Raw genomic sequence first — 22610 nt, 5'->3', positions numbered from 1 at the left:
TGGGCGCTATCGCATCCCCATGCGCAGCCTTTCCGATATTGCCGAGGAATATGAATTCCTCGAAGCCGACGAACGTTACCGCCTGTTGATCGAACTGGGCCGCGAACTGGACCCCATGCCCGACGCGCTGAAAACCGACGCCACACTGGTGCGCGGATGTTCGGCCAGCGTCTGGGTCTATCCGGTGGAACAGGGCGACCGGCTGCAATTCCTGGCCGATTCGAACGCGGCAATCACCAAAGGCATCATCGCGCTGGTGCTGTCAGCGGTGCAGGGCAAGCCTGCCGATGAAGTGGCAGCGATGGACATTGCCGAGGCGCTGGCGCCCTTCGATCTCAAAAACCAGCTTTCCAGCAACCGTACCCAAGGCGTGCCCAACATGATCGCGCTGATCAAGGATCACGCATCGCGGCTCGCGGCGGGCTGACCGGACATGCGCCGCCACCTTTATCAAGCGGGCGGCCTGTTCTTTGTCGGCCTTGGCATTGTGGGGGCGTTTCTGCCACTCTTGCCCACGGTGCCGTTCCTGCTGCTGGCGCTGTTCTGCTTTGCCCGCTCCAATCCGGCGTGGGAGCAGCGCTTGCTCGATCACCCCACCTATGGCCCGCCTTTGCGCCAGTGGCGTGAGCGGCGGGCGATCCCGCGAAGGGCCAAGAAGGCAGCGCTGATCGCTATGGCGGTGTCGGTGGGGATTACGGCGTTTACGGCTGGGTGGCCTTGGGTGCTGATCCCGGCCGGGGTGATGGTTCTGTCCGGGTCTTGGATTTGGACAAGGGCGGAATAGGAAGATGATGCGAGGGTCTAGACCCTCGCGCTCCCGTTACTGTCTGCGCTGCGCGCAGAGTTCGGCGTTTTGTGTCGGACGCGACATTTGCAAAATTAAAGCCTGCGGCGCCAATGGAATGCGCCGCAGGCTTTAATTATTACAACACAAGGCCTCCAAACCCACCCCGTTAACGGGATTGCAAAGGGCCCCCGCCCTTTTGCCCGCCGGAGGCACCTAACCCTTAAACCAACCGCGCCTGACGCACCGCCGCGCCGATGAACCCGGCAAACAGCGGATGCGGCTCAAACGGACGGCTCTTCAGCTCAGGGTGGAACTGCACACCGACAAACCACGGATGGTCCGGCCGCTCGACGATTTCGGGCAGCAGGCCATCGGGCGACATGCCCGAGAACACCAGCCCGCCATGCTCCAGCGCCTCGCGGTAATGCGAGTTCACTTCGTAACGATGGCGGTGGCGCTCGCTGATGGTTTCGGTGCCATAGATCGCCGCGACATGACTGTTGCCCGCCAGCTTGGCCTCATAGGCGCCAAGGCGCATCGTGCCGCCCAGATCGGTTTCGGCGGTGCGCTGTTGCAGCCCCTCTTCGCTCATCCATTCGGTGATGATGCCGACGACCGGTTCCTTGGTTTCGCCAAATTCGGTCGAGGAAGCATCCGCGATCCCCGCCGTATTGCGCGCGCCTTCGATGCAGGCCATCTGCATGCCCAGACAGATGCCGAAGAACGGCACCTTGCGTTCGCGCGCGAAACGGACCGCCGAGATCTTGCCCTCGGTGCCGCGCTCGCCAAAGCCGCCGGGCACAAGGATGCCGTGCAGCGGTTCGAGCGTGGCGGCGATCTCGGCGTCATCCTTTTCAAAGATTTCCGCGTCAATCCACTTGATATGGACCTTGACCTTGTTGGCAATGCCGCCATGCACCAGCGCTTCGTTCAGCGACTTATAGGCATCCTGAAGCACGACATATTTGCCCACCACGCCAATGGTCACTTCGCCCTCGGGGCTGCCATAGGTCTTGGTCAGCGCCTGCCAGCGGTCCAGCACCGGCTCGGGTGCGGTCAGGCCAAAGTGGTGCAGCACCGCATTGTCCAGCCCTTCGGCGTGATATTGCAGCGGCACGGCATAGATATTGGGCGCGTCGAGCGCCGGGATCACCGCTTCCATCCGCACGTTGCAGAAAAGCGCGATCTTGCGGCGCTCGTTCTCGGGCAATTCCTGCTCGCAACGGCACAGCAGCACATCGGGCTGGATGCCGTAAGAGGTCAGCTCGCGCACCGAGTGCTGAGTCGGCTTGGTCTTCAGCTCGCCTGCCGCCGCGATGTAGGGCACCAGCGTGACATGGGCGAAGCAGGTCTGCTCGCGACCCAGTTCATTGCGCAGCTGACGGATCGCCTCGATGAAGGGCAGGCCTTCGATGTCGCCCACCGTGCCGCCGATTTCGCACAGCACGAAATCCAGATCCTCGGTATCGGCCTGCGCGAAATCCTTGATCGCATCGGTCACATGCGGGATAACCTGCACCGTCGCGCCCAGATAGTCGCCGCGGCGCTCCTTGGCGATGATCGTCTGATAGATGCGGCCCGAGGTGATATTGTCGCTCTTGCGCGCCGAAACGCCGGTAAAGCGTTCATAATGCCCCAGATCGAGGTCGGTCTCTGCGCCATCGTCGGTCACATAGACTTCGCCATGCTGATACGGGCTCATGGTGCCGGGGTCGACGTTGAGATAGGGGTCGAACTTACGGATGCGGACCTTGAAGCCACGCGCCTGCAACAAAGCGGCCAGTGAAGCCGCCATAAGACCCTTGCCCAGCGAGGAGACCACGCCGCCGGTGATGAAAATATACCGCGCCATGGGGATTGCGCCTTACCTTTTTTGAACCATCAATCCAAGCGCGCAATGCGCGCCAGCGAGCAAGCAATCCACAGCCTTGTGCATAGACGCGCAAAAAACGCGCCGCAGACGGCGGAATGCCCAAACGCCGACCACCCCACCGCGAATGCGGCAGGGTGGTCGGCACAATAACACCAGATTACTTCTTGGCCGCGCCGGCCAGCGGATCGGCGGGAAGCGGAGCCACAGGGGCAGCCGGAGCAGCAGCCGGGGCCGAAACGCTGCGGTCGAGCGAGGTATCAACCTTCTGGCTCGTCGCGCTGGCCACGGCCAGAGCCGCAAGAACGATCGACAGGCCGACAAAAATCGCGGCCAGAACGCCCGTGCTGCGCGTCAGAAAGTCCGCCGCGCCGCGCGCCGACATAAAGCCCGAAGGGCTGCCGCCAACGCCCAGCCCGCCGCCTTCCGACTTCTGAATCAGGATCACCACGACCAGCATGGCCGCGACAATGGCCTGAAGCACAATAAGGAAGATGAACATGAAGCGCGACTCTCGACATGGCGACCGCCCAAAGGGAAGCCACCGCATGAATGGAATGGCGCGCATCTAAGCGCGCGAGAGCCCAGTTGCAAGGGGGTGCTTCCACCCCACCCCAACCTGGGCCGTCATCCGGGCGTAGAACCTCAGCCTTCGATCAGCATCGCGGCTGCATTGATGATCGCGGCAAAGCTCTCCGCCGTCAGGCTGGCCCCGCCGACCAGCGCGCCGCCGACATCGGCCACGCCCAGCAATTCCGAAGCATTGCCCGCATTGACCGAGCCGCCGTAAAGGATACGCACGCCCTTGCCCGCATCGCCATAGATGGCGACCAGATCAGCGCGGATCGCGCGGTGCATCGCGGCCACATCCTCAACCGAAGGGACGCGACCCGTGCCGATGGCCCAGACCGGCTCATAAGCCACGGCCAGACCCTCGGCGCCTTCCTTGGGCAGCGAGCCGTGCAACTGGCCCGAAACCACCGCTTCGGCCTGCCCGGCGTCGCGCTCGGCCTCGGTTTCGCCCACGCACAGGATCACGCCCAGACCCGCCGCACGCGCGGCAACCGCCTTGGCCTGCACATCACCGTCGCTCTCGCCATGCAGGCTGCGACGCTCGCTATGGCCAACGATGGTGAAGCGCGCGCCCGCGTCTTCCAGCATGGGCGCGGAAATATTGCCGGTAAAGGCGCCGCTGGGCTTGGCATGGACGTCCTGGCCGCCCACGGCCATCGCCTGGGCTTCCTCGGCCATCGCATGGACCAGCGTGAAAGGCGGGGCGATGCCCACATCCACCGCCGGATAGCGGGCCGCCACGCGGTCGATCGCGCGCGCCTCGGCCAGCGTGGCGCGCAGCCCGTTCATCTTCCAGTTGCCGACGATATAGGGCCGCAAAGCCATGATCCCTTTGTCCTTCCTAAATCGCGGGGAGCCAGAGCGCGGCCCGCAACAGGCCGCGCCGCATCACGCCTCCCCAGCATGCGTATGCGCGCCTAGGGCAAGGAGGCGCCGCTTGTCAAAAGGCGCGTGGCCGACAACCCACCGAAAAGACGCAAACGCAGCATAAAGGCACCACAAATTTGCGCGATGGCGCCGCTTGCGGGATCCGGCCAAGCCGCCTAAAGCCGCCAGCTGATGGTTTTGACGGCGCGCGCCTTTTTGGCGGAGCCGCGGTGACGGGTTGGTTTGATGCTGCAAGTGTTCCGCAAGTTCTTCCACTCCTCGGTGGGCGTGTTCGCCGCGCTGGGGCTGATCGTGATGCTGGCCATGGCGTTTGCCGCGGGCGATGTGTCGAACATGATGTCATCCGGCAGCATCACCGGGGGCGACCGCGTGGCCAAGGTGGGGGGCAACACCATCGGCACCGCGCAATTGACCAAGCAGATGCAGCAGGCGGTGGAAATCACCCGCCAGCAGCAGCCCGGCGTGACGATGAAGAGCTTTCTGGCCGAAGGCGGCCTCGATCTGGTGCTGGATCAGATGATCGACGGCGAGGCGCAGATGGCCTTTGGCCGCAAGGTCGGCATCGTTGCCGGCAAACGCCTGATCGACAGTGAGTTGGCCAAGATCCCGGCATTTCAGGGCGCTGGCGGCAAGTTCGACCAGAACGCCTATCTCTCGGTTCTTGCCCAGCGCCAGATGAACGACGCCGATGTGCGCGACAGTTTCGCGCGCGATCTGGTTTCGCGCCAATTGCTGGCCCCGGCACAGTTCGGCGCCGCCCTGCCCCAGAGCGCGGTGATGCAATATGCCGCCCTGCTCAAAGAACATCGCGCCGGTTCGGCCGCCATGCTCCCTTCGAGCGCCTTTGCGCCCAAGGGCCTGCCCACGCAGGCCGAAGTGAGCGCTTGGTATAACAGCCACAAGGCCGCCTATACCGTGCCGGAGCGCCGCGTGATTCGTTACGCCCGCTTCGACGAATCGGTCATCAAGCAGTCCTCGGTCCCCAGTGATGCCGAAGTGGCCGCCCGTTTTAAGGCCAATGCCGCCCAATATGGTGCCAGCGAGACCCGCAAGGTGTCGCAGGTCATCGTCATCAGCGAGAGCATGGCCAAGGACATTGCCGCAGCCGTGGCCAAGGGCGAAAGCCTTGAAGCCGCCGCCAAGGCCAAGGGTCTGAGCGTCGCCTCGCTGGGTTCGGTCAGCAAGGCTGACCTGACGATCAAGAGCAGCGCCGCCGTGGCCGAGGCCGCCTATGCCGCCAAGGCCGGCGCAACCGCTGGCCCGGTCAAGGGCGCGCTGGGCTGGGCGCTGGTGCGCGTCGATGCCATCGACGCCAAGCCTGCGCGCACGCTGGAACAGGTGAAGGGCGAAATCACTGCCGCCCTGACCGAGGAAAAGCGCAAGCAGGCACTAGCCGCTCTCACCGAAAAGGTGAATGACGATTTCGGCAAGGGCGGCGCGCTGTCCGACACCGCCAAGGAACTGGGCCTGACCATGGCCGAAACCCCGCTGCTGGTGGCCAAGACGCCCGCCGGTATGGGGCTTCCGGCCGAACTGGCCTCGATCCTGCCCGCCGCCTTTGGCATGGACCACGAAGGCCAGCCCCAGATCAGCGAACTGGTCGCGGGCAAGAGCTTCGTGATCTTTGACGTGACCAAGATCATCCCCGCCGCCCCTGCCCCGCTCGACCAGATCAGCGCGCAGGTGATGGCCGACATTCAGCTCGAAAAGGGCTCGGTTGCCGCGCGCGCCGCCGCGATGAAGCTGCTGGCCGCAGGCAAGAAGGGTGGCGATCTGGCCGCCGAAGTCGCCAAGCTGGGTGTGGCCCTGCCCCCGGTGCAGCAGATGAATCTGGGCCGCGAGGAAATCATGTCGCGCGGCGGCCAGATCCCGCCTGCCGTCGCGCTGTTCTTCGGCATGGCGCCGGGCACGACCAAGCTGATCCCGATTGCGGGCAACAAGGGCTTTATGGCCGTGCAGCTCAAAGCCATCACGCCGGGCGCCGTGGCTGCCAATGACCCGCTGATCGGGCAGGTCAAGGGCGAGCTGAACAATCTGGCCGCGCGCGAACAGGGCGAAAGCCTGCGCCGCGCGATCCGCACCGAAGTCAAGGTGGAGCGCAACGAAAGCACCATCAAGACCGTCACCAGCACGCTTGCTGGCGGCAACTGACGTTCAATCCCAAGAAGCGAAAGACCAATGACCGACAACACCCATCGCCCAGAAAACTGGGACGCCGCCCTTTCCTTGCTGTCTGGCGGGAATCCGGCGCTGGTGTGGCGTCGCGTCATTGCGGACACAGAGACACCCGTGGGCGCGGCGGTAAAGCTGTTCGCGGGCGAGCGGGGCGATTTCCTGCTCGAATCGGTCGAGGGCGGCGAAGTGCGGGGGCGTTACAGCCTGCTCGGTCTGGCCCCCGATCTGGTGTTTCGCGCCACGGGCCATGCGGCCGAAATCAACCGCGTCTGGGCACAGGACCGCGAGGCGTTTGAGCCGCTGGCGGGCGACGCGCTGAGCGAATTGCGCAAGCTGGTCGAAAGCTGCCGGATGGATGTGCCTGCGGCCCTGCCCCCGGCGCTGGCCTGCATCGTGGGCTATTTCGGCTATGAAACCTTTGGGCTGGTCGAAAAGCTGCCCCGTGCGCCGCAAAGCGCGCTCGAATTGCCCGACATGCTGTTTGTCCGCCCCACGGTGATCCTTGTGTTCGACCGGCTGGGCGATGAATTGTTTGCGGTCGCGCCGGTATGGCCCTCGGATCGTGCGCCGGTTGCCGCGCTGGAAATCGCGCAGGAGCGGATTGATGACGCTCTGCGCGCTCTGGCCGCGCCCGCGCCCGAGCCGGTACGCGCCGCGCCCGACATGCCCATGCCGATGCCGACCCCGGTGATGGCGCCGGGCCGCTATGGCGAGATGGTCGAACGCGCCAAGGAATTTATCGAGGCGGGCGACATCTTTCAGGTCGTGCTGGCGCAGCGTTTTACCGCGCCCTTCACGCTTCCGCCGCTCTCGCTCTATCGCTCGCTGCGCCGGGTCAATCCCTCGCCGTTCCTTTACTTCCTCGACCTGCCCGGTTTTGCCGTGGTGGGGTCCAGCCCGGAAATTCTGGTCCGCGTGCGCGATGGCGAAGTCACCATCCGCCCCATCGCAGGCACTCGCCCGCGCGGCAAGACTCCGGCCGAGGACAAGGCCAATGAGATCAGCCTGCTGGAGGATCAGAAGGAGCGCGCCGAACATCTGATGCTGCTCGATCTGGGTCGCAACGATGTGGGCCGCGTGGCTGCCAAGGGCACGGTCAAGGTCACCGAAAGCTATACGATCGAGCGTTACAGCCATGTGATGCATATCGTCTCGAACGTGGTGGGCGAATTGGACACCAATCGCGCCGATGCTATTGACGCCGTTTTCGCCGGTTTCCCGGCGGGCACCGTCTCGGGCGCGCCCAAGGTGCGGGCCTGCGAGATCATCGCCGGGCTGGAGGGCGAAACGCGCGGCGCTTATGCCGGGGGCGTTGGCTATTTCGGGCCGGACGGCAATCTGGACAGTTGCATCGTGCTGCGCACCGGCATCCTCAAGGATGGCGTGTTGCACGTGCAGGCAGGCGCGGGCATCGTGGCCGACAGCGATCCGGTCTATGAACAGCGCGAATGCGAACATAAATCCGGCGCTCTCTTTGCCGCCGCCCGTGAGGCGGTGCGCGTGGCGCAGGAAGCGGGGTTTGGGCAATGAATAATAAAATCCTCGTCATCGACAATTACGACAGCTTCACCTGGAATCTGGTCCATTACATCATGGAACTGGGGGCCGAGGTCGAAGTGGTGCGCAATGACGCGCTGACCGCTGCGCAGGCGATTGACAGCGGCGCGGCGGGTTTCCTGCTCAGCCCCGGCCCCTGTACCCCCAATGAGGCCGGGATCAGCCTCGATCTGGTGGGCGCGGCGGCGGATGCGGGCAAGCCCTTGCTGGGCGTGTGCCTTGGCCATCAATCCATCGGCCAATATTTCGGCGGCACGGTCCAGCGCGGCGGCCTGATGCATGGCAAGACCAGCCCGGTCACTCATGACAACACCGGCCTGTTCGAAGGCATCCCCTCGCCCTTTATCGCCACGCGCTATCACTCGTTGATCGTGACCGATATTCCGGCCTGCCTGCATGTGAATGCGCGCAGCGACGATGGGCATGTGATGGGCTTCCGCCATGTCAGCCTGCCGATCCACGGGGTGCAGTTCCACCCCGAGAGCATCGCCACCGAGCATGGCCATGCGATGCTGGCCAATTACCTGAAACTGTGCGGGATTGACGCCCGCCTTTCGGCATGAACGCCCTGCCCGAAGTCTCGGCCCATCCCTTTGACGAGGGTGAGGCGCAGAGCATTTTCGGCGCGATCCTTGACCGGGAAGTTTCGGACGAGGCGATTGCCGCTTTTCTCGTCGCCCTATCGGCGCGCGGGGAAACGTCGAGCGAGATTGCTGGCGCGGCGCGGGCGATGCGGGCGCGGATGATCGCGGTCCATGCGCCCGAAGGCGCGATTGATGTGTGCGGCACCGGGGGCGATGGGCATCATACGCTCAACGTCTCCACCGCTGTGTCGCTGGTGGTCGCGGCCTGCGGCGTGCCGGTGGCCAAGCATGGCAACCGGGCGGCCTCGTCCAAGGCGGGGGCGGCCGATACGCTGGAGGCTTTGGGCCTCAATCTGGCCCATGCCGGAGAGCGCGCGGAAAGCACGCTGGGCGAGATTGGCATCGCGTTCCTGTTTGCGCAGGCGCATCATCCCAGCCTCAAGCACATCGCCCCGATCCGGCGGGCGCTGGGCACGCGCACGATCTTCAACCTGATGGGGCCGCTGGCCAATCCGGCCAATGTGCGTCATCAACTGGTGGGCATTGCGCGCCCGGCCTATGTGCCGATCTATGCCGAAGCAATCCGCCGCCTTGGCACCGAGCGCAGCTTTGTCATTTCCGGCGACGAGGGGCTGGACGAACTGAGCCTTGCAGGCGGCAATGAAGTGGCCGATGTGCGCGGCGACGGCGTGGCGATGAAGCGGGTGGTGCCTGCTGACGCGGGCCTGCCCGAATATCCGGTCGAGGCGATCAAGGGCGGCGATCCGGCCTATAATGCAGATGCTTTGCACCGCCTGCTGATGGGCGAGCATGGGGCCTACCGCGATGCGGTGCTGCTCAATGCCGCTGGCGCGCTGATGGTGGCGGGCGAGGTTTCCGACTGGCGTGAGGGCGCCGAAGAGGCCGCAGAGGCCATTGACAAGGGGCTGGCCAAGGGCCTGCTCGATTGCTGGATCAAGGCTTGCGAATGACCGACAAATTGACAGAAATCTGCGACACCAAGCGCCAGGAGGTTGCCGCGCGCAAGCCTTTGGCCAGCATCGCCGACCTTGACGCGCGTGCCAGCGAGCAGACCCCCACGCGCGGGTTTGAAGCGGCGTTGCGCGCAAAGGCTGGGACAAGTTTCGCCCTGATCGCCGAGATCAAGAAGGCCAGCCCGTCCAAGGGCTTGATTCGCGCCGTTTTCGATCCGCCGGCGCACGCCCGCGCCTATCAGGCGGGCGGCGCTGCGTGCCTGTCGATCCTGACTGATGCGCCCTATTTTCAGGGGCATGAAGATTATCTGATCGCGGCGCGCGCGGCCTGCGACCTGCCGGTCCTGCGCAAGGATTTCATGGTCGATCCGTGGCAGGTGGCCGAGGCCCGCGCGATTGGCGCCGATGCGATCCTGATCATCGTGGCCGCACTGTCGGACGCCCAGATGGCCGAAATCGAACAAGCCGCCATCGAGCGTCAGATGTCGGTTCTGGTCGAGGTGCATGATGAGGAAGAGATGGCGCGCGCCGCCAATCTTCGCTCACGCCTGATCGGGGTGAACAACCGCAATCTCAAGACCTTCAAGACCGACATCGCCACCACCGAGCGCCTCGCTCCGCTGGCGCCCGAGGGGACGTTGCTGGTCGCCGAAAGCGGGATCAACACTCACGCGGATCTGTTGCGTCTGGCTCCTTGCGGCGCGCGCACCTTCCTTGTGGGCGAAAGCCTGATGCGCCAAGATGATGTGACGGCAGCGACCCGCGCCCTGCTAGGGCTTTAACCCCACAATTCAGGATGGCGCAGCATCAGGGCTTGCGCCAAAATCAGCGTCTTGGCGTCCTCCAGCGTACCGGCCATCACCCGGTCGCGCAGGGCGTCAAGGCTGATTTCGACAACGCTGATATGCTCATCCTCATCCTCGGCCCCGCCGCCCGCGCCAATACGGTCGGCGGCGGAATATTGGGCCAGATAAAGCATCACCCGCTCGGTCGAAACCGGCGGAATGGGCCAGATATTGGCCAGTGGTTCGAGCGCGGAAAGGCGAATGCCTCCCTCCTCCATCGCTTCCTCGTGAATGCGCTCCTCCGGGCTGGCACCGTCCAGCCCGCCCGCAATCGCCTCCAGCAAGGGCGGGTGGCCCGCGTCCAGCACCGCAGCGCGCGGCTGCGTCACCAGCATCGCCACCCGCCGCGCCCGGTCAAACGGCAGCACCGCCACCGCCTGACCATTGTCGAGCAGATGGCGTTCGGACACCGTGCCATCGGGCATCCGCAATTCCAGCCGCGAAAAACGATACCAGCCATCATAGATCAGATGCCGGGCAATAATTTCGGCCATATTTCCCCACTTCCTCAAAATCTTGGCAACAGCCTACACCATCGCGCGCATTTCTTCGTTGCCTGATGCCTCCGCTTTGGCAAGAGAGAAGCATGAGCGAATTGACCCATCTCGATGCCCAAGGCCATGCACGCATGGTCGATGTCGGCGCCAAGGCCGAAACCGCGCGCGTGGCAATTGCCGCAGGCCGCATCCGCATGAGCGCGGCGGCGCTCAGCGCGATCCGCGATGGCGATGTGCCTAAGGGCGATGTTCTGGCCGCCGCGCGCATTGCCGGGATCATGGCGGCCAAGAAAACCGCCGATCTGATCCCTTTGTGCCACCCCCTGCCGCTGCATAGCGTGAGCGTGGATTTCGCCATCGAGGAAGGCGCGATTCTGGCCACGGCCACAGCCAGCCTGACCGGTAAGACCGGCGTGGAAATGGAAGCCTTAACAGCGGTTTCGCTCGCGCTCCTGACGATTTACGACATGGCCAAGGCCATCGACAAGGGCATGGTGATCGAGGAGGTGCGCCTGATCGAAAAGCGCGGCGGCAAATCGGGTCACTGGAAAGCTGAAGGATGAACCGCACCCCTTTGCCGCTAGAGGAAGCGCAGGCGCGCGTCCTTGCGCTTGCCGCCCTGACGCAGGCGCAAGAGACGCCCATCGAGGCCGCGCTGGGCCGCTATCTGGCGGCGCCGCTCTTGGCCCGTCGTACCCAGCCCGCCGCCGATCTCTCGGCGATGGATGGCTATGCGCTGGCGCCGGGCGATCTGGCCGGGCCGTGGGATATTGTGGGCGAAAGCGCGGCGGGCCATCCCTTTGCGGGGGCCGTTCGCCTAGGACAAGCGGTGCGGATTTCGACCGGCGCGTTGGTGCCCGATGACGCGGGCGTGGTGCTGTGTCAGGAGGACACTAAGCGTGATGGCAACCGTCTGACCCTGACCGGAACCCCGCCCAAGCCGGAGGGGCGGCATATCCGTCGCAAGGGTCTGGATTTTCGCGATGGTGACACGGTTTTGCCAGCAGGCACGCGGATCGGGGCGGCGCAATTGGCGCTGGCTATCGCGGCGGGGCATGGCGCGCTTTCGGTGCATCGCCGCCCCCGTCTGGCGATCCTCGACAGCGGGGATGAGTTGATCGCGCCGGGCCTGCCCTGCCCGCCCGACCGCCTGCCCGCCAGCAATGGTGCGATGCTGGGCGCGATGGTGAATGGGCTGGCCGGGGAAGTTCTGCGGCTGGGGCCGGTGGCCGATGATCTGCACGCGCTGGACGCGGCGCTGGTGCGCGCGGGTGATGCCGATGTGATCGTGACCAGCGGCGGGGCCTCGGTGGGCGATCATGATCTCATTCAGCCCGCTCTGGCCCGCTGGGGGGCACAGGTCGATTTCTGGAAAGTGGCGATCCGGCCCGGCAAACCCTTGCTGGTGGCCAAGCGCGGGGCGCAGGTGGTGATCGGCCTGCCCGGCAATCCGGTGTCGAGTTTTGTCACCGCCCATCTGTTCCTGCTGCCGCTGCTGCGCGCAATGCAGGGAGCGGCCGATCCCCTGCCGCGTGAGGCGCAGGCGTATTTGACCGAGCCGCTGGGATCGGGCGCGGATCGGCGCGAGTTCATTCGAGGCTGGTGGGACGGGCACGATGTGATGCCGCGCCCCATGCGCGATTCCTCGGCGCTGGCGGCCATGGCGGCCAGCAATTGCCTGATCGAACATGACGCTCATGCTCCGGCGTTGAAGGCTGGTGATCCTGTGCGCATCCATTTGATCGAAAATGGCGGAAGCGCTTGACGAAGGGGTAATGGTTGCGTAATTGTTCCGCAATTGTTCACGCAACACCCCCGTTGGGAGGTTTCTATGCTCACCCGCAAACAGCACGAATTGCTGCGCTTCATCCAATCCAGCCTCGAAGAGTCGGGCGTTTCGCCCAGCTTTGAGGAAATGAAGGAAGCGCTGGATCTGAAGTCGAAATCGGGGGTGCATCGGCTGATCTCCGCGTTGGAAGAGCGCGGGTTTATCCGCCGCCTGCCCAACCGCGCCCGCGCGCTGGAGGTTTTGCGCCAGCCTGAGGATGTGACGCCCCCGGTGGCGGCCAAGCCCGCCGCGCAAAAAAAACCGGTTGAACTGGCAAGGTCCACGGCGCCCTCGCCCGCCAATGATGTGGTGGAAATCCCGCTGCATGGGCGGATCGCGGCAGGCGTGCCGATTGAGGCGCTGGAGGGGCAGACGATGCTGCCGGTGCCTGCCGCGCTGCTGGGCGCGGGCGATCATTATGCGCTGGAGGTTTCGGGCGATTCCATGGTCGAGGCCGGGATACTGGATGGCGATCTGGCGCTGATCCGCAAGACCGATGTGGCGCGCGAAGGTGAAATCGTCGTGGCGCTGGTGCGCGGCGAGGAAGCTACGCTCAAATATCTGCGGCGCGAAAGGGGCATGGTGCGGCTCGATCCGGCCAATGCGGCCTATGATCCGCAATATTATCAGCCAGGCGAGGTTCAGGTGCAGGGCAAGCTGGCCGGATTGCTCCGCCGCTATCACTGATCCGGGGATATGGCGGGAGGGGGCTTGATGGCTTCCTCCTGCGGTTTCAAACTGGGCGCGCGCCACCATGGATGCTGGCCCTGACTTTGCGCCACGGTGACGATCCGCCCCTGCGCCAGATAAAGCGCAATGCCACCGGTGCGATAGAGCAAGGGTTCATCAGCCTTTAGCAGGCGGGGACGGCACGAAGGCAAAAGCGCCACGCGCGATACCACAATATCGACATAGGCGCAGGCCGCCGTCATGGCCCGCTCCTCCACCATACCGCCGCCCCGCGCGGCCAGAATGCGCCAGTCACGGCCACCTTGCCGGATGGTGATGCGGCAAAAGCTCTCGTTGCATTCCGCCCCGCGCCATTGCTCGATGGGCATGGCCTCGCCGCTGCCCCCCATCGCCTCCTGCATCATGTCGCGGGCATAGGTTGAACGGCCCTGCCCAAGTATCAGCAATTGGCGGCTCTGCGGATCAATCAGGCCCAATTGCCGTCCATCCCCGGTGATCAGCACATCAGGCGGCGTCAACAGCGCCAGCCACAGACACCCCGCCAGCGCCGGAACCAGACCCAGGAACCGGACATTGCCCCGCCAAAGCGCCAGCCACAGCATCCCCAGCACCATGAACGCATAGGCGGCCCCGCCCATCACCGGCAATTGCGCCACCGCATCGGGCCGCGCCGCCACCCATCGCGCCATCGCCAGCAAGGCATCAAGCGACCACCCGCAAAAATGCCAAAACGGCGCGCCCGCTCCAATCAGATCGCAGGCCAACCCCGCCCCGATCAGCGGCATGGACACAAAGGTGGTCAATGGGATGGCGACCAGATTGGCCAGCGAGCCATAGATCCCTGCGCGGTGAAAATGGAAAAAAGCCACCGGCATCAGCGCCAGTTCGATCACAAGCCCAGTCAGCAACAGCATCGCCAGATCGCGCCCCAGCCTGATCCACCAGCCTTCCTGACGCCGCGTGAGGAAGGCGCGCACGGGCGCGGCCTCATGCAAGGCTACGATCGCCAGCACCGACCCAAAGCTCATCTGAAAACTCGGCCCGACCACCGCTTCGGGCCAAAGCAGCATGACAAACCCGGCCGCCAGCGCCAGCAAGCGCATCGAAAAGGGCCGCCGCCCCGCAGCCACCGCCGCCAGAGCCAGCAGCGCGCCAAGGCAGGAGCGCACCGTCGGCACCTCCGCCCCGGTCAGCAGTGTATAGCCGACCGCCGCCAGCCCACCCATCCCGCTGGCCAGCACCGGCAGGCGCACGCGCAGCACCAGCCAAGGCCATAGGCCCAACAGGCGCAGAGCAAGGAAATAGGTCGCGGCCACCACCGCGCTGACATGCAGGCCCGATACCGATAGCAGATGCGTCAGGCCGGCATCGCGCATCGCGGCCTCATCGGCGGGCGTGATACCCCCGCGCTCGCCGCTGGCAAAGGCCGCCGCCATACCGCCCGCCGATCCGGGCACCGCCGCGCGCACATGGGCCGACAGCGCGTGGCGCCACGGGGCAAGGCCCGACTCCACCCCCTGCGACTCGACCTGAACCGGGCCAAGCGCGCTGCCCGTGGCCGCGTATCCTTCAAACCAGGCCGCGCGGGCGAAATCATAGCCCCCCGGCAGGCGCGGCGGGGCCGGAGGAAACAGGCGGGCGCGCAAACGAACCACCGAGCCTTCGCGAGCGGCCGGAGCCAAATCATTCGCTTTCAAAGAGATTCGCGCCTTGATTGCGCGATCCGCGCCCGGCACGCGCAGCCCCACCACCAGACGAATCCGCGATTGGGCCGTCAATTCCTGCCGCTCCAGCACCACGGCGCGCATATCCAGCACCATCGGGCCGGGAATCGCAGGCGTGCCGACCAAGGTCGACTTGCCCCAGACCAGCGCGCAGCCCAGCGCGATCGCCAAGGCCAGCGAGACAATCGCCCGCGACAGGCACAGGAAACGCCCATCCCGGCGCGGGATAAGGCCGCCCGCAAGCGCCGCCAACAAACATAATATTATCAACAGCATCCATTGCCGATCATCACCCAAGAAGAACCACCCGGCTACCCCCGCCGCCATGCCCACCGCCAGCCATGGCGCTAGGGTCGGTCCGGCTGCCAACAGAAAATGATCTAAGACCAAAGCAAAACTTGCCAAGCGCGCGCGGCTGCGCCAAGGGCCATGTTGCGTTGCAGCGCTATCCCCCCCCAAAGAGGCGGGACGCTCTGCCGATTGGGTGTTGCTGTGGGTCGCTGGAACCATGGGCCCTATAGGACAGAAAGGACAAGGGAATGACAAGTTCGGGGTTGGCTGGCAGCAATAGCACCGGCAAACGCCCTATTGTCACCCGTTTTGCGCCTTCGCCCACAGGTTTTCTGCATATTGGCGGCGCGCGCACGGCTCTGTTCAACTGGCTCTATGCCCGCGCGACAGGCGGCCAATATCTGCTGCGCATCGAGGATACCGACCGCGCGCGTTCGACCGATGCCGCGATTGACGCGATCTTTGATGGTCTGCGCTGGTTGGGCCTTGATGGCGATCAGCCTGCGGTGATGCAGTTCGAACGCTCGCCCCGCCATGCCGAGGTCGCGCATAAGCTGCTCGACGCGGGCCATGCCTATCGCTGCTATCTCAGCCAAGAAGAGCTGAGCGCGATGCGCGAGGCGGCGCAGGCCGAGAAGCGCCCGTTCCGTATTCAGTCGCCCTGGCGCGACGCTACGCCCGATCAATGGCCCGCCGATCTGCCCTATGTGGTGCGCATGAAGGCGCCCCGCGATGGCGCTACCGTGATCGACGATCTGGTGCAGGGCAGCATCACCGTGCAGAATGTCGAGCTGGATGATTTCATCATCCTGCGCAGCGACGGCACGCCGACCTATATGCTGGCCGTGGTGGTGGACGATCACGATATGGGCGTGACCCATGTGATCCGCGGCGACGACCATATCAACAATGCCTTCCGCCAGTTGGTCATCATCCGCGCGATGGACGCCATTGAAGGTGGCTGGCCTGATCCGGAATATGGCCATATCCCGCTGATCCACGGCGCGGACGGGGCGAAGCTGTCCAAGCGTCACGGCGCGCTGGGCGTAGATGCCTATCGCGACGATATGGGCCTGCTGCCTGAGGCGGTGCTCAACTATCTGATGCGTCTTGGCTGGGGCCATGGGGATGAGGAAATCATCTCGATTGCCCAAGCCATCGAATGGTTCGACATCAAGGATGTGAACAAGGGCGCCTCGCGTTTCGACTTCGCCAAGCTGGCCAATCTCAACGGCCATTACCTGCGCGAGGCCGATGATGCGCGTCTGGCCGAACTGGTGGCCGCGCGGATCACCGATCTGCCCGTGGACCTCGACCTGCTGGCCCGCGCCATGCCGGTCTTGAAGGTTCGCGCTAAGGATCTCAATGAGTTGGCAGGAGCCGCGCGCTTCCTGTTCGTGTCGCGCCCGCTGGCGCTGGAAGAAAAGGCCGCCGCGCTGCTGAGTGATGAAGCGCGCGCCATTCTCCATAAAATACACGCAACGCTGTTGCAGGAAACGCACTGGACAATCGAGCCCCTGGAGGCCACGGTCAAATCACTGGCCGGCGAGCTTGGGCTCGGTCTTGGTAAACTGGCGCAACCGCTTCGCGCGGCGCTGACCGGGCAAACCACGTCTCCGGGCATTTTCGACGTTTTGATCCTGCTTGGGCGAGAGGAAAGCCTCGCGCGCATCGCGGAGCAAATGGAAACCACAAACATTTGAGCCCATATTTAGAGCCAAAGTACAAGGAGTGTTGCGGTGGGTGATACGGCAAAGTTCATCGTCGAGGGCAAGGAAGTTGAATCCCCGATCCTGAAGGGTAGCGTGGGTCCGGATGTTATCGACATCCGCAAGCTCTATGCCCAGACCGGCGCATTCACCTATGACCCCGGCTTCACTTCGACGGCATCGTGCGAAAGCGCGCTGACCTATATCGACGGCGACGAAGGTGTGCTGCTGCATCGCGGCTATCCCATCGGTCAGCTGGCCGAAAATTCGTCTTTCATGGAGGTCTGCTACCTCCTGCTGAACGGCGAACTGCCCAGCGGCGCCGAACTCGACACGTTCACGCGCACGATCACGCGCCACACGATGGTCCATGAACAGCTTTCCAGCTTCTTCAAGGGCTTCCGTCGCGACGCGCACCCGATGGCCATCATGGTCGGCGTAGTCGGCGCGCTCTCGGCCTTCTATCATGACAGCACGGACATCTCCGATCCGGTGCAGCGCCGCATTTCGGCCCACCGCCTGATCGCCAAGATCCCGACCATCGCCGCCATGGCGTATAAGTATTCGGTGGGTCAGCCCTTCGTCTATCCCGACAACAAGCTGTCCTATGCCGGCAACTTCCTGCGCATGACCTTTGGCGTTCCGGCCGAAGAATATGAAGTTGTGCCCGCCGTCGAAAAGGCGATGGACCGCATCTTCATCCTGCACGCCGACCACGAGCAGAACGCTTCGACCTCGACCGTGCGTCTGGCCGGTTCGTCGGGCGCCAACCCGTTTGCCTGTGTTGCCGCCGGCATCGCCTGCCTGTGGGGCCCCGCCCATGGCGGCGCGAACGAAGCCTGCCTCAACATGCTGCGCGAAATCGGCACGCCCGACAAGATCCCGCACTATATCGAGCGCGCCAAGGACAAGAACGATCCGTTCCGTCTGATGGGCTTTGGCCACCGCGTTTACAAGAACCGCGACCCGCGCGCGACTGTGATGCAGAAGACCGTGCGCGAAGTGTTCGACGCGCTCAACGTGCAGGACCCGCTGTTCGAAACCGCGCTGCGCCTTGAAGAGATCGCGCTGAACGATCCCTACTTCGTCGAAAAGAAGCTGTTCCCCAACGTCGACTTCTATTCGGGCATCATCCTGTCGGCCATCGGCTTCCCCACCACCATGTTCACCGTGCTGTTCGCCCTGGCGCGCACCGTGGGCTGGGTGGCCCAGTGGAACGAAATGATCGAAGATCCCAGCCAGAAGATCGGCCGTCCGCGCCAGCTCTACACCGGCCCGACGCAGCGCGATTACGTGCCCGTTGGCCAGCGTTAAGCCTTAGGCTCGACCATTCAGGAACGCGGGGGAAGGGAAACTTTCTTCCGCGTTTTTGTTTGGGGTTTTTGGTTTGAAGAAAAGGGGTTGAATGCGAGGGTCTAGACCCTCGCGCTCCCGTTACTGTCGGCGTTGTGGTTGGGGTTCGGCATTTTGTGTCGGACGCACCGTTTGAAATATAAAAGCCTGCGGCGCCTAAATCAGCGCCGCAGGCTTTAATAATTATGGCTCAACGCCTCAAACCCACCCTCAAATTATCGGGATTGCAAAGGGCCCCCGCCCTTTGCCCGCCGGAGGCACTCTTCCCCCTTTACCCCTGCGGCAATTCCAGCACAAACCGCGCGCCCTGCCCTTCATGGCCCTCAACGCTGAGTTCGCCCCCCATCGCCCGCGCCAGACGCCGCGAGATATAGAGCCCCAGCCCCGATCCGCCATCCCCGCTGCGCCCCAGCCGCTCGAACTTGTCGAACACGCGCGCGGCGTCCTGAGGTGAAAGGCCCGGCCCCTGATCCGCGATGGTGATCCGCGCACGCCCTGCGCCAGCGGTCAGCAGCACCGAGATGGCCGAGTTTTCCGGGCTGTAGCGGATAGCATTGCCGACCAGATTGAGCAGCACCTGAAGCACCCGGCGAAATTCGCCCACCGCGCCCAGATGCATGGTTTCGTCGGGCGCGTGGATGGTGATGTTCTTTTCCCGCGCCCGCACGCCCAGAATGCCCGCCGCCCGCCGCGCCACATCGGCCAGGTCAATGCGGTCGGCGGCCGGTGCAAAGCCCTCGGCCTCGATGATCTCCATATCGGACAGGTCTTCGATCAGCGTCAGCAAATGCTGCCCCGCCGCCGCGATATCGCCCGCATAACCGGCATATTCCTCGGTCAGAGGCCCCGCGCGGCGGGTGCGGATGGTTTCGGCATTGGCGATGATCCGCGCGATGGGTTGACGCAGCACCGGAGCCATTTCCCGCCCGATCACCGAGCTGGCCTTGGCAGGTGGGATTTCCGCCTCCACCTCGGGGTCCACCGGGACAGGCAAAGGCTGATCGCTGGTCAGGCACAGGTCAAAGCCCAGCGTCTCGCCCTCCGGCCCGGTTTGCGGCAGGATCGTCGCGCGCCACGCACGCTGCGATCCCGGCACCAACACCGTCGCTCCATCGAGCAGGCGCCAGTGCAGAGGTTGCCGCAGCCCGCTGCCGGGCAGTTCGACGAAATCGGTCCAAGCCCGGCCCAGCCCACCGCGCATCGCCTGCGCCACTTGGACCAGATCGCCCGCCGAGGCATCGACCGTCATCAAACGCTGATGCGGATCGAGCCGCGCGGTCAGTTCGGCCAGCGCCCGGTCGATTTCCACCCGGCGCCGGTTGGCCAGATCGGCCGGTTCGGGCGGCAGGCTGCTGGCCTGCCAATGGCGCAGGATGATCAGGCAGCCGCCCTCTTGCGGCGTCACCTCGATCCATGCGCGGATGGTTTCCTGCCCGTCCTGCGCAATGATCGGCCGCGCCAGTTTCAGGCCAAAGCCGCGCGCCTTGCTGACCAGTTCGCGCAGTTCCGGCACGGCAATCGCGCCCGGGATCGTCCCGCCGCAACGGATTTGCAGCGCCGACAGCGGTTCGTCCGCCCTCAGCAGCCGGTCTTCGCCATCACTTTGCGCTTCGACCTGAATGCGCTCGGGCGCGCTCATGCAAGCCGCCCCAAAGCCTGCGCCGCCTCGACCAGCAATTCGCCCGCGCGTTCGACGCTCAGCCGGGCCAGACCATCGGGGCGGATCGTCTGCGGATGCAGGATCAGCAGGTTTTCCTCGATCACGCCCAGCTTCGCCCCGCCCGCGCGCAGCGCCACCGACAGGCGCGCCTGTTGCCCATCGCGCATCGAGAGCAGCACCGATTCGCGCGATCCATCGCCCGCCAGCGCCAGCGCCGAGGCAAACATCGCCACCCCGCCATGCGCCAGAGCCAGCGCCGCGACCGAACCCGCGCCCATCGCCGCCACCAGCCGCGCCAACAGGCCAAGGCGAGTCGAGGCCTCATCATAATGTTCGCGCAAAGCCTGCGCGGCACGGGCGGCGGCCTCGCCATCCTCCTCAACCGCGATATGCAGCGCGACCAGCACGCCATGCAGCAATTCAGCGGGCAATTCGCTCAAGGGCAACTGCATCCGCCGCTGATTCTGGGCAAAGCGCGCCTGAGCGGCCAGCAATTTCATGCCCCGCGCCGAGGTTTCCGCCTCGCTCGATGCGATAAGCGCCTGCAACAAAGGCGAAACCACCGGGTCCACCCCCAGCCTGTCGGCCAGACGCTGGGTCATTTGCCATTCCAGCGCCAGCGCATGAAGATGCGCCAGCAGGCCGGGAACCTCGGGCAATTGCTCCATCAGCATGTCGATAATGCCGCCGCGCCCGCCCGCATCGAGCAGCGCGCCCTCCAGTTGATTCGCCAGATCGTCGAGCATCGCGCGCAGCCGCGCCAGCACATCGTCGCCAAACAGGCCTTGATCGCCGCAGACCAGCAAATGCCGCAAAACCGGCACCACCGATCCCACCACAGCGTCGCCCCGCGCCAGTTGCAGGCGCAGCGAGGAATCACTCGAATCCCTGCCAGGAGCTTCAGACATACGGTCGGTCATGCGCCTACCATAGTGGATAGGGAGTTAAGTTGACGTTAGCCGATTTTGCCGCCCGGCCATAATTATGCCGCCCAGCAACAGCGCAACCGCCAAAACCGCCACCCCATTGCGCAACAAACCGAAGAGCGAAAGCAGCGAAAGCACCAGCGCCAGCAGCGCCCGGTCCTCCATCCACGCCGCTTTGCGATTCGCCACCACAGCAGGCACGAGGCGGATCAGGCCCAGCAGCATCAACGGCTCAAACAGGGCCGCGACATAGGTCCGCTCGCCATGAGCCAGCCCCAGCAGGGCCAGCAAGACGCCATCGACAATCCAGCGATATGTCACCGCAGGAGCCAGACGCGGCCGGGGCAAACGCAGCGAACGCCGCTCAAAACGGCCAAACATTGAGGCGCAGGCAAAGCCCAGCCATGCCAGCGCGACCAGCAGCAGGCCCAGCGTCAGCGCGCCAAAACCACCCGCAACCAACCCCAGCGCGGCCAGCACGCCCGCCGCCATGGCCACCACCGTTCCGCCCGATCCGGCCTCCAGCAAAGCAGGCCCGGCAAGGCGCACAACCTGTCCGGCGAGCCATTCGGAGGGTTGGAGCGCCCCATCCTCGAACAAATGGTGGCTGATCCAGTCCGGTTCGACCGCCTGAATTTCGCGTTCATTATGGAGCAGGTTCCACCGCCCCTGCGCGATCACCTCATCAGGCACCGAGCGCTGGGGCACGCCGCCCTGCAAGGCGATTCGCTGAAGACAGGCAAAGGGTTCGACATCGCCGGGCAATTCGGAAAGCCGTTCGACCAAACGCCCCGGAAAACGCATCGCCCCGGCCGAAGCATAATTGAAATCGAGCCGCTCGAAACCAGCGGCCACCCCCTGTTCGACCGGCTGCACCAATACGGTGGGGGTCGCCAGCAATTCCTGCGCCAGATCGGGCCATGCCAGCACGCCATCGCCCAGCGCAATGACCTCGTCCTGCGCGCTGACCAGCCCCATGATGCCATGCGCGCCCGAAACACGGTGAAACAGCGCGCCCGCGCTTTCGGCGGCATGTTGCAGAGGCAGCAATCCGTCGAGCCCGCCGGGCGCCACCACAATCACCCGGTCGCATCCCAGCGCCAGCGCAATCGCCAGTTGATGCCGCGCCAACGTATGCCCGCCAAGCCGCATCAGACCGCGCGGCAAAATGGGGGACGCGCCGCCGAGGGCGCCGCCTGCCCCGCCACTATCGCCGGTGACGGGCGCGATCAGGGATAAAAGCGCAACGCGCAAGACATTCTCCGGAAATGCCAATCTGGCCGAACCGGGCGGGTTGTAATCAAGGCCAACGATTATGCCAAGCGCTATAGGCCGGATGAGCCCGGAAGGATCAACCCAGCGGAAATTCATCCAGAAACGCCTGCAACTGACGCAGGACAACCGGATCGCCGGGCGCGCCATCCAGCGCCTGTTCAGCCAGAGCGATCAGCGGCCAGACCTGAAAACTGGCGGCAAGCCCTTTAAGGCGCATCGCAGCGACTTCCCAATTGCCATCGCAGCGCGCGCGGCGCAGCAGGTCGATCTGCCGCGCGAGGCTTTCATGAAAGCTCGCGCGCAATTCGCGCATCAATACCGGATCGTCGCCAGCGGCGGCGGCGAGGGTCGCGTCAAGGGCACCTGCTTCATAAGCCATAGGCTGCACACTACGCCGCAGAAGT

Annotated in this window: 21 protein-coding genes; 12 read left to right on the top strand and 9 right to left on the bottom strand. The window is 64.6% G+C overall.

From position 1 onward, the window contains the following. The first annotated feature begins 19 nt into the window (after positions 1-19). Both GGR38_RS10680 and GGR38_RS10675 read left to right on the top strand, forming a co-directional pair. On the top strand, positions 20-427 hold the full coding sequence (locus GGR38_RS10680; RefSeq protein ID WP_172339248.1) for a SufE family protein: 408 nt from the start codon (positions 20-22) through the stop codon (positions 425-427). A gap of 6 nt (positions 428-433) precedes the next feature. After that, entirely contained in the window at positions 434-784 is a 351-nt protein-coding gene (locus GGR38_RS10675; RefSeq protein ID WP_183625303.1) for a YbaN family protein, read from the top strand. A gap of 223 nt (positions 785-1007) precedes the next feature. Here the strand turns inward: GGR38_RS10675 and pyrG are convergent, their stop codons facing one another. The 3 genes from pyrG to tpiA all read right to left on the bottom strand — a co-directional run bounded on the left by pyrG (position 1008) and on the right by tpiA (position 4055). Next, on the bottom strand, positions 1008-2639 hold the full coding sequence (gene pyrG / locus GGR38_RS10670) for a CTP synthase (protein WP_183625301.1): 1632 nt from the start codon (positions 2637-2639) through the stop codon (positions 1008-1010). Between the two features lie 178 nt (positions 2640-2817). Beyond that, on the bottom strand, positions 2818-3159 hold the full coding sequence (gene secG / locus GGR38_RS10665) for a preprotein translocase subunit SecG (protein ID WP_183625299.1): 342 nt from the start codon (positions 3157-3159) through the stop codon (positions 2818-2820). A 143-nt stretch (positions 3160-3302) separates the two neighbouring features. Next, positions 3303-4055: a triose-phosphate isomerase gene (tpiA, locus tag GGR38_RS10660; RefSeq protein WP_183625297.1), complete on the bottom strand. Its 753-nt coding sequence runs from the start codon at positions 4053-4055 to the stop codon at positions 3303-3305. A 288-nt stretch (positions 4056-4343) separates the two neighbouring features. Here tpiA and GGR38_RS10655 point away from each other — a divergent pair, with 288 nt between their 5' ends. The 5 genes from GGR38_RS10655 to trpC are packed head-to-tail and all read left to right on the top strand — an operon-like array spanning position 4344 to position 10190. Next, a complete protein-coding gene (locus GGR38_RS10655) occupies positions 4344-6269 on the top strand; it encodes a peptidyl-prolyl cis-trans isomerase (RefSeq protein WP_183625295.1) in 1926 nt (641 codons plus the stop codon). Positions 6270-6296: 27 nt separating this feature from the next. Further along, the gene (locus tag GGR38_RS10650) at positions 6297-7823 is read left to right on the top strand and encodes an anthranilate synthase component I family protein (protein ID WP_183625293.1); all 1527 of its coding nucleotides are present in this window, start codon (positions 6297-6299) and stop codon (positions 7821-7823) included. Continuing rightward, entirely contained in the window at positions 7820-8413 is a 594-nt protein-coding gene (locus GGR38_RS10645) for an anthranilate synthase component II (protein WP_183625291.1), read from the top strand. The genes GGR38_RS10650 and GGR38_RS10645 overlap by 4 nt, the downstream gene beginning before the upstream one ends. Next, complete coding sequence (gene trpD, locus GGR38_RS10640) at positions 8410-9405, top strand: anthranilate phosphoribosyltransferase (RefSeq protein WP_183625289.1); 996 nt, start codon at positions 8410-8412, stop codon at positions 9403-9405. The genes GGR38_RS10645 and trpD overlap by 4 nt, the downstream gene beginning before the upstream one ends. After that, entirely contained in the window at positions 9402-10190 is a 789-nt protein-coding gene (trpC, locus tag GGR38_RS10635) for an indole-3-glycerol phosphate synthase TrpC (RefSeq protein ID WP_183625287.1), read from the top strand. The genes trpD and trpC overlap by 4 nt, the downstream gene beginning before the upstream one ends. Here the strand turns inward: trpC and GGR38_RS10630 are convergent. Further along, positions 10187-10747 carry an NUDIX hydrolase gene (locus GGR38_RS10630; protein ID WP_183625285.1) on the bottom strand — a complete coding sequence of 187 codons (561 nt, stop codon included), beginning with the start codon at positions 10745-10747 and terminating at the stop codon, positions 10187-10189. The two genes, trpC and GGR38_RS10630, sit on opposite strands and share 4 nt — an antisense overlap. 92 nt (positions 10748-10839) lie before the next feature. Here GGR38_RS10630 and moaC point away from each other — a divergent pair, with 92 nt between their 5' ends. From moaC to lexA, 3 genes are all read left to right on the top strand, one after another. Further along, the gene (gene moaC / locus GGR38_RS10625; protein WP_183625283.1) at positions 10840-11313 is read left to right on the top strand and encodes a cyclic pyranopterin monophosphate synthase MoaC; all 474 of its coding nucleotides are present in this window, start codon (positions 10840-10842) and stop codon (positions 11311-11313) included. Beyond that, a complete protein-coding gene (locus tag GGR38_RS10620; RefSeq protein WP_183625280.1) occupies positions 11310-12515 on the top strand; it encodes a molybdopterin molybdotransferase MoeA in 1206 nt (401 codons plus the stop codon). The genes moaC and GGR38_RS10620 overlap by 4 nt, the downstream gene beginning before the upstream one ends. Positions 12516-12581: 66 nt before the next feature. Then, positions 12582-13265, top strand: a complete 684-nt coding sequence (gene lexA, locus GGR38_RS10615; protein WP_183625278.1) for a transcriptional repressor LexA — start codon at positions 12582-12584, stop codon at positions 13263-13265. Here the strand turns inward: lexA and GGR38_RS10610 are convergent. Then, entirely contained in the window at positions 13259-15502 is a 2244-nt protein-coding gene (locus GGR38_RS10610) for a ComEC/Rec2 family competence protein (RefSeq protein WP_183625276.1), read from the bottom strand. The two genes, lexA and GGR38_RS10610, sit on opposite strands and share 7 nt — an antisense overlap. Before the next feature lie 29 nt (positions 15503-15531). Here GGR38_RS10610 and gltX point away from each other — a divergent pair, with 29 nt between their 5' ends. Both gltX and gltA read left to right on the top strand, forming a co-directional pair. Continuing rightward, on the top strand, positions 15532-16986 hold the full coding sequence (gltX, locus tag GGR38_RS10605; RefSeq protein WP_183625274.1) for a glutamate--tRNA ligase: 1455 nt from the start codon (positions 15532-15534) through the stop codon (positions 16984-16986). Positions 16987-17022: 36 nt separating this feature from the next. Continuing rightward, a complete protein-coding gene (gene gltA / locus GGR38_RS10600) occupies positions 17023-18306 on the top strand; it encodes a citrate synthase (protein WP_183625272.1) in 1284 nt (427 codons plus the stop codon). Between the two features lie 310 nt (positions 18307-18616). Here gltA and GGR38_RS10595 read toward each other — a convergent pair whose 3' ends face one another. The 4 genes from GGR38_RS10595 to GGR38_RS10580 all read right to left on the bottom strand — a co-directional run bounded on the left by GGR38_RS10595 (position 18617) and on the right by GGR38_RS10580 (position 22585). Next, the gene (locus tag GGR38_RS10595; RefSeq protein WP_183625270.1) at positions 18617-19984 is read right to left on the bottom strand and encodes a sensor histidine kinase; all 1368 of its coding nucleotides are present in this window, start codon (positions 19982-19984) and stop codon (positions 18617-18619) included. After that, the gene (locus tag GGR38_RS10590; RefSeq protein WP_183625268.1) at positions 19981-20913 is read right to left on the bottom strand and encodes a hypothetical protein; all 933 of its coding nucleotides are present in this window, start codon (positions 20911-20913) and stop codon (positions 19981-19983) included. The genes GGR38_RS10595 and GGR38_RS10590 overlap by 4 nt, the downstream gene beginning before the upstream one ends. Positions 20914-20949: 36 nt before the next feature. Further along, the gene (locus GGR38_RS10585; RefSeq protein ID WP_183625266.1) at positions 20950-22185 is read right to left on the bottom strand and encodes a hypothetical protein; all 1236 of its coding nucleotides are present in this window, start codon (positions 22183-22185) and stop codon (positions 20950-20952) included. Positions 22186-22282: 97 nt separating this feature from the next. After that, positions 22283-22585, bottom strand: a complete 303-nt coding sequence (locus GGR38_RS10580; protein WP_172339227.1) for an Hpt domain-containing protein — start codon at positions 22583-22585, stop codon at positions 22283-22285. Positions 22586-22610: the final 25 nt, after the last annotated feature.

It is taken from the genome of Novosphingobium sediminicola, assembly GCF_014196525.1.
In the GTDB taxonomy this organism is placed as follows: Bacteria; Pseudomonadota; Alphaproteobacteria; order Sphingomonadales; family Sphingomonadaceae; genus Novosphingobium; species Novosphingobium sediminicola.
This window is presented reverse-complemented; position numbering and strand designations above follow the sequence as displayed.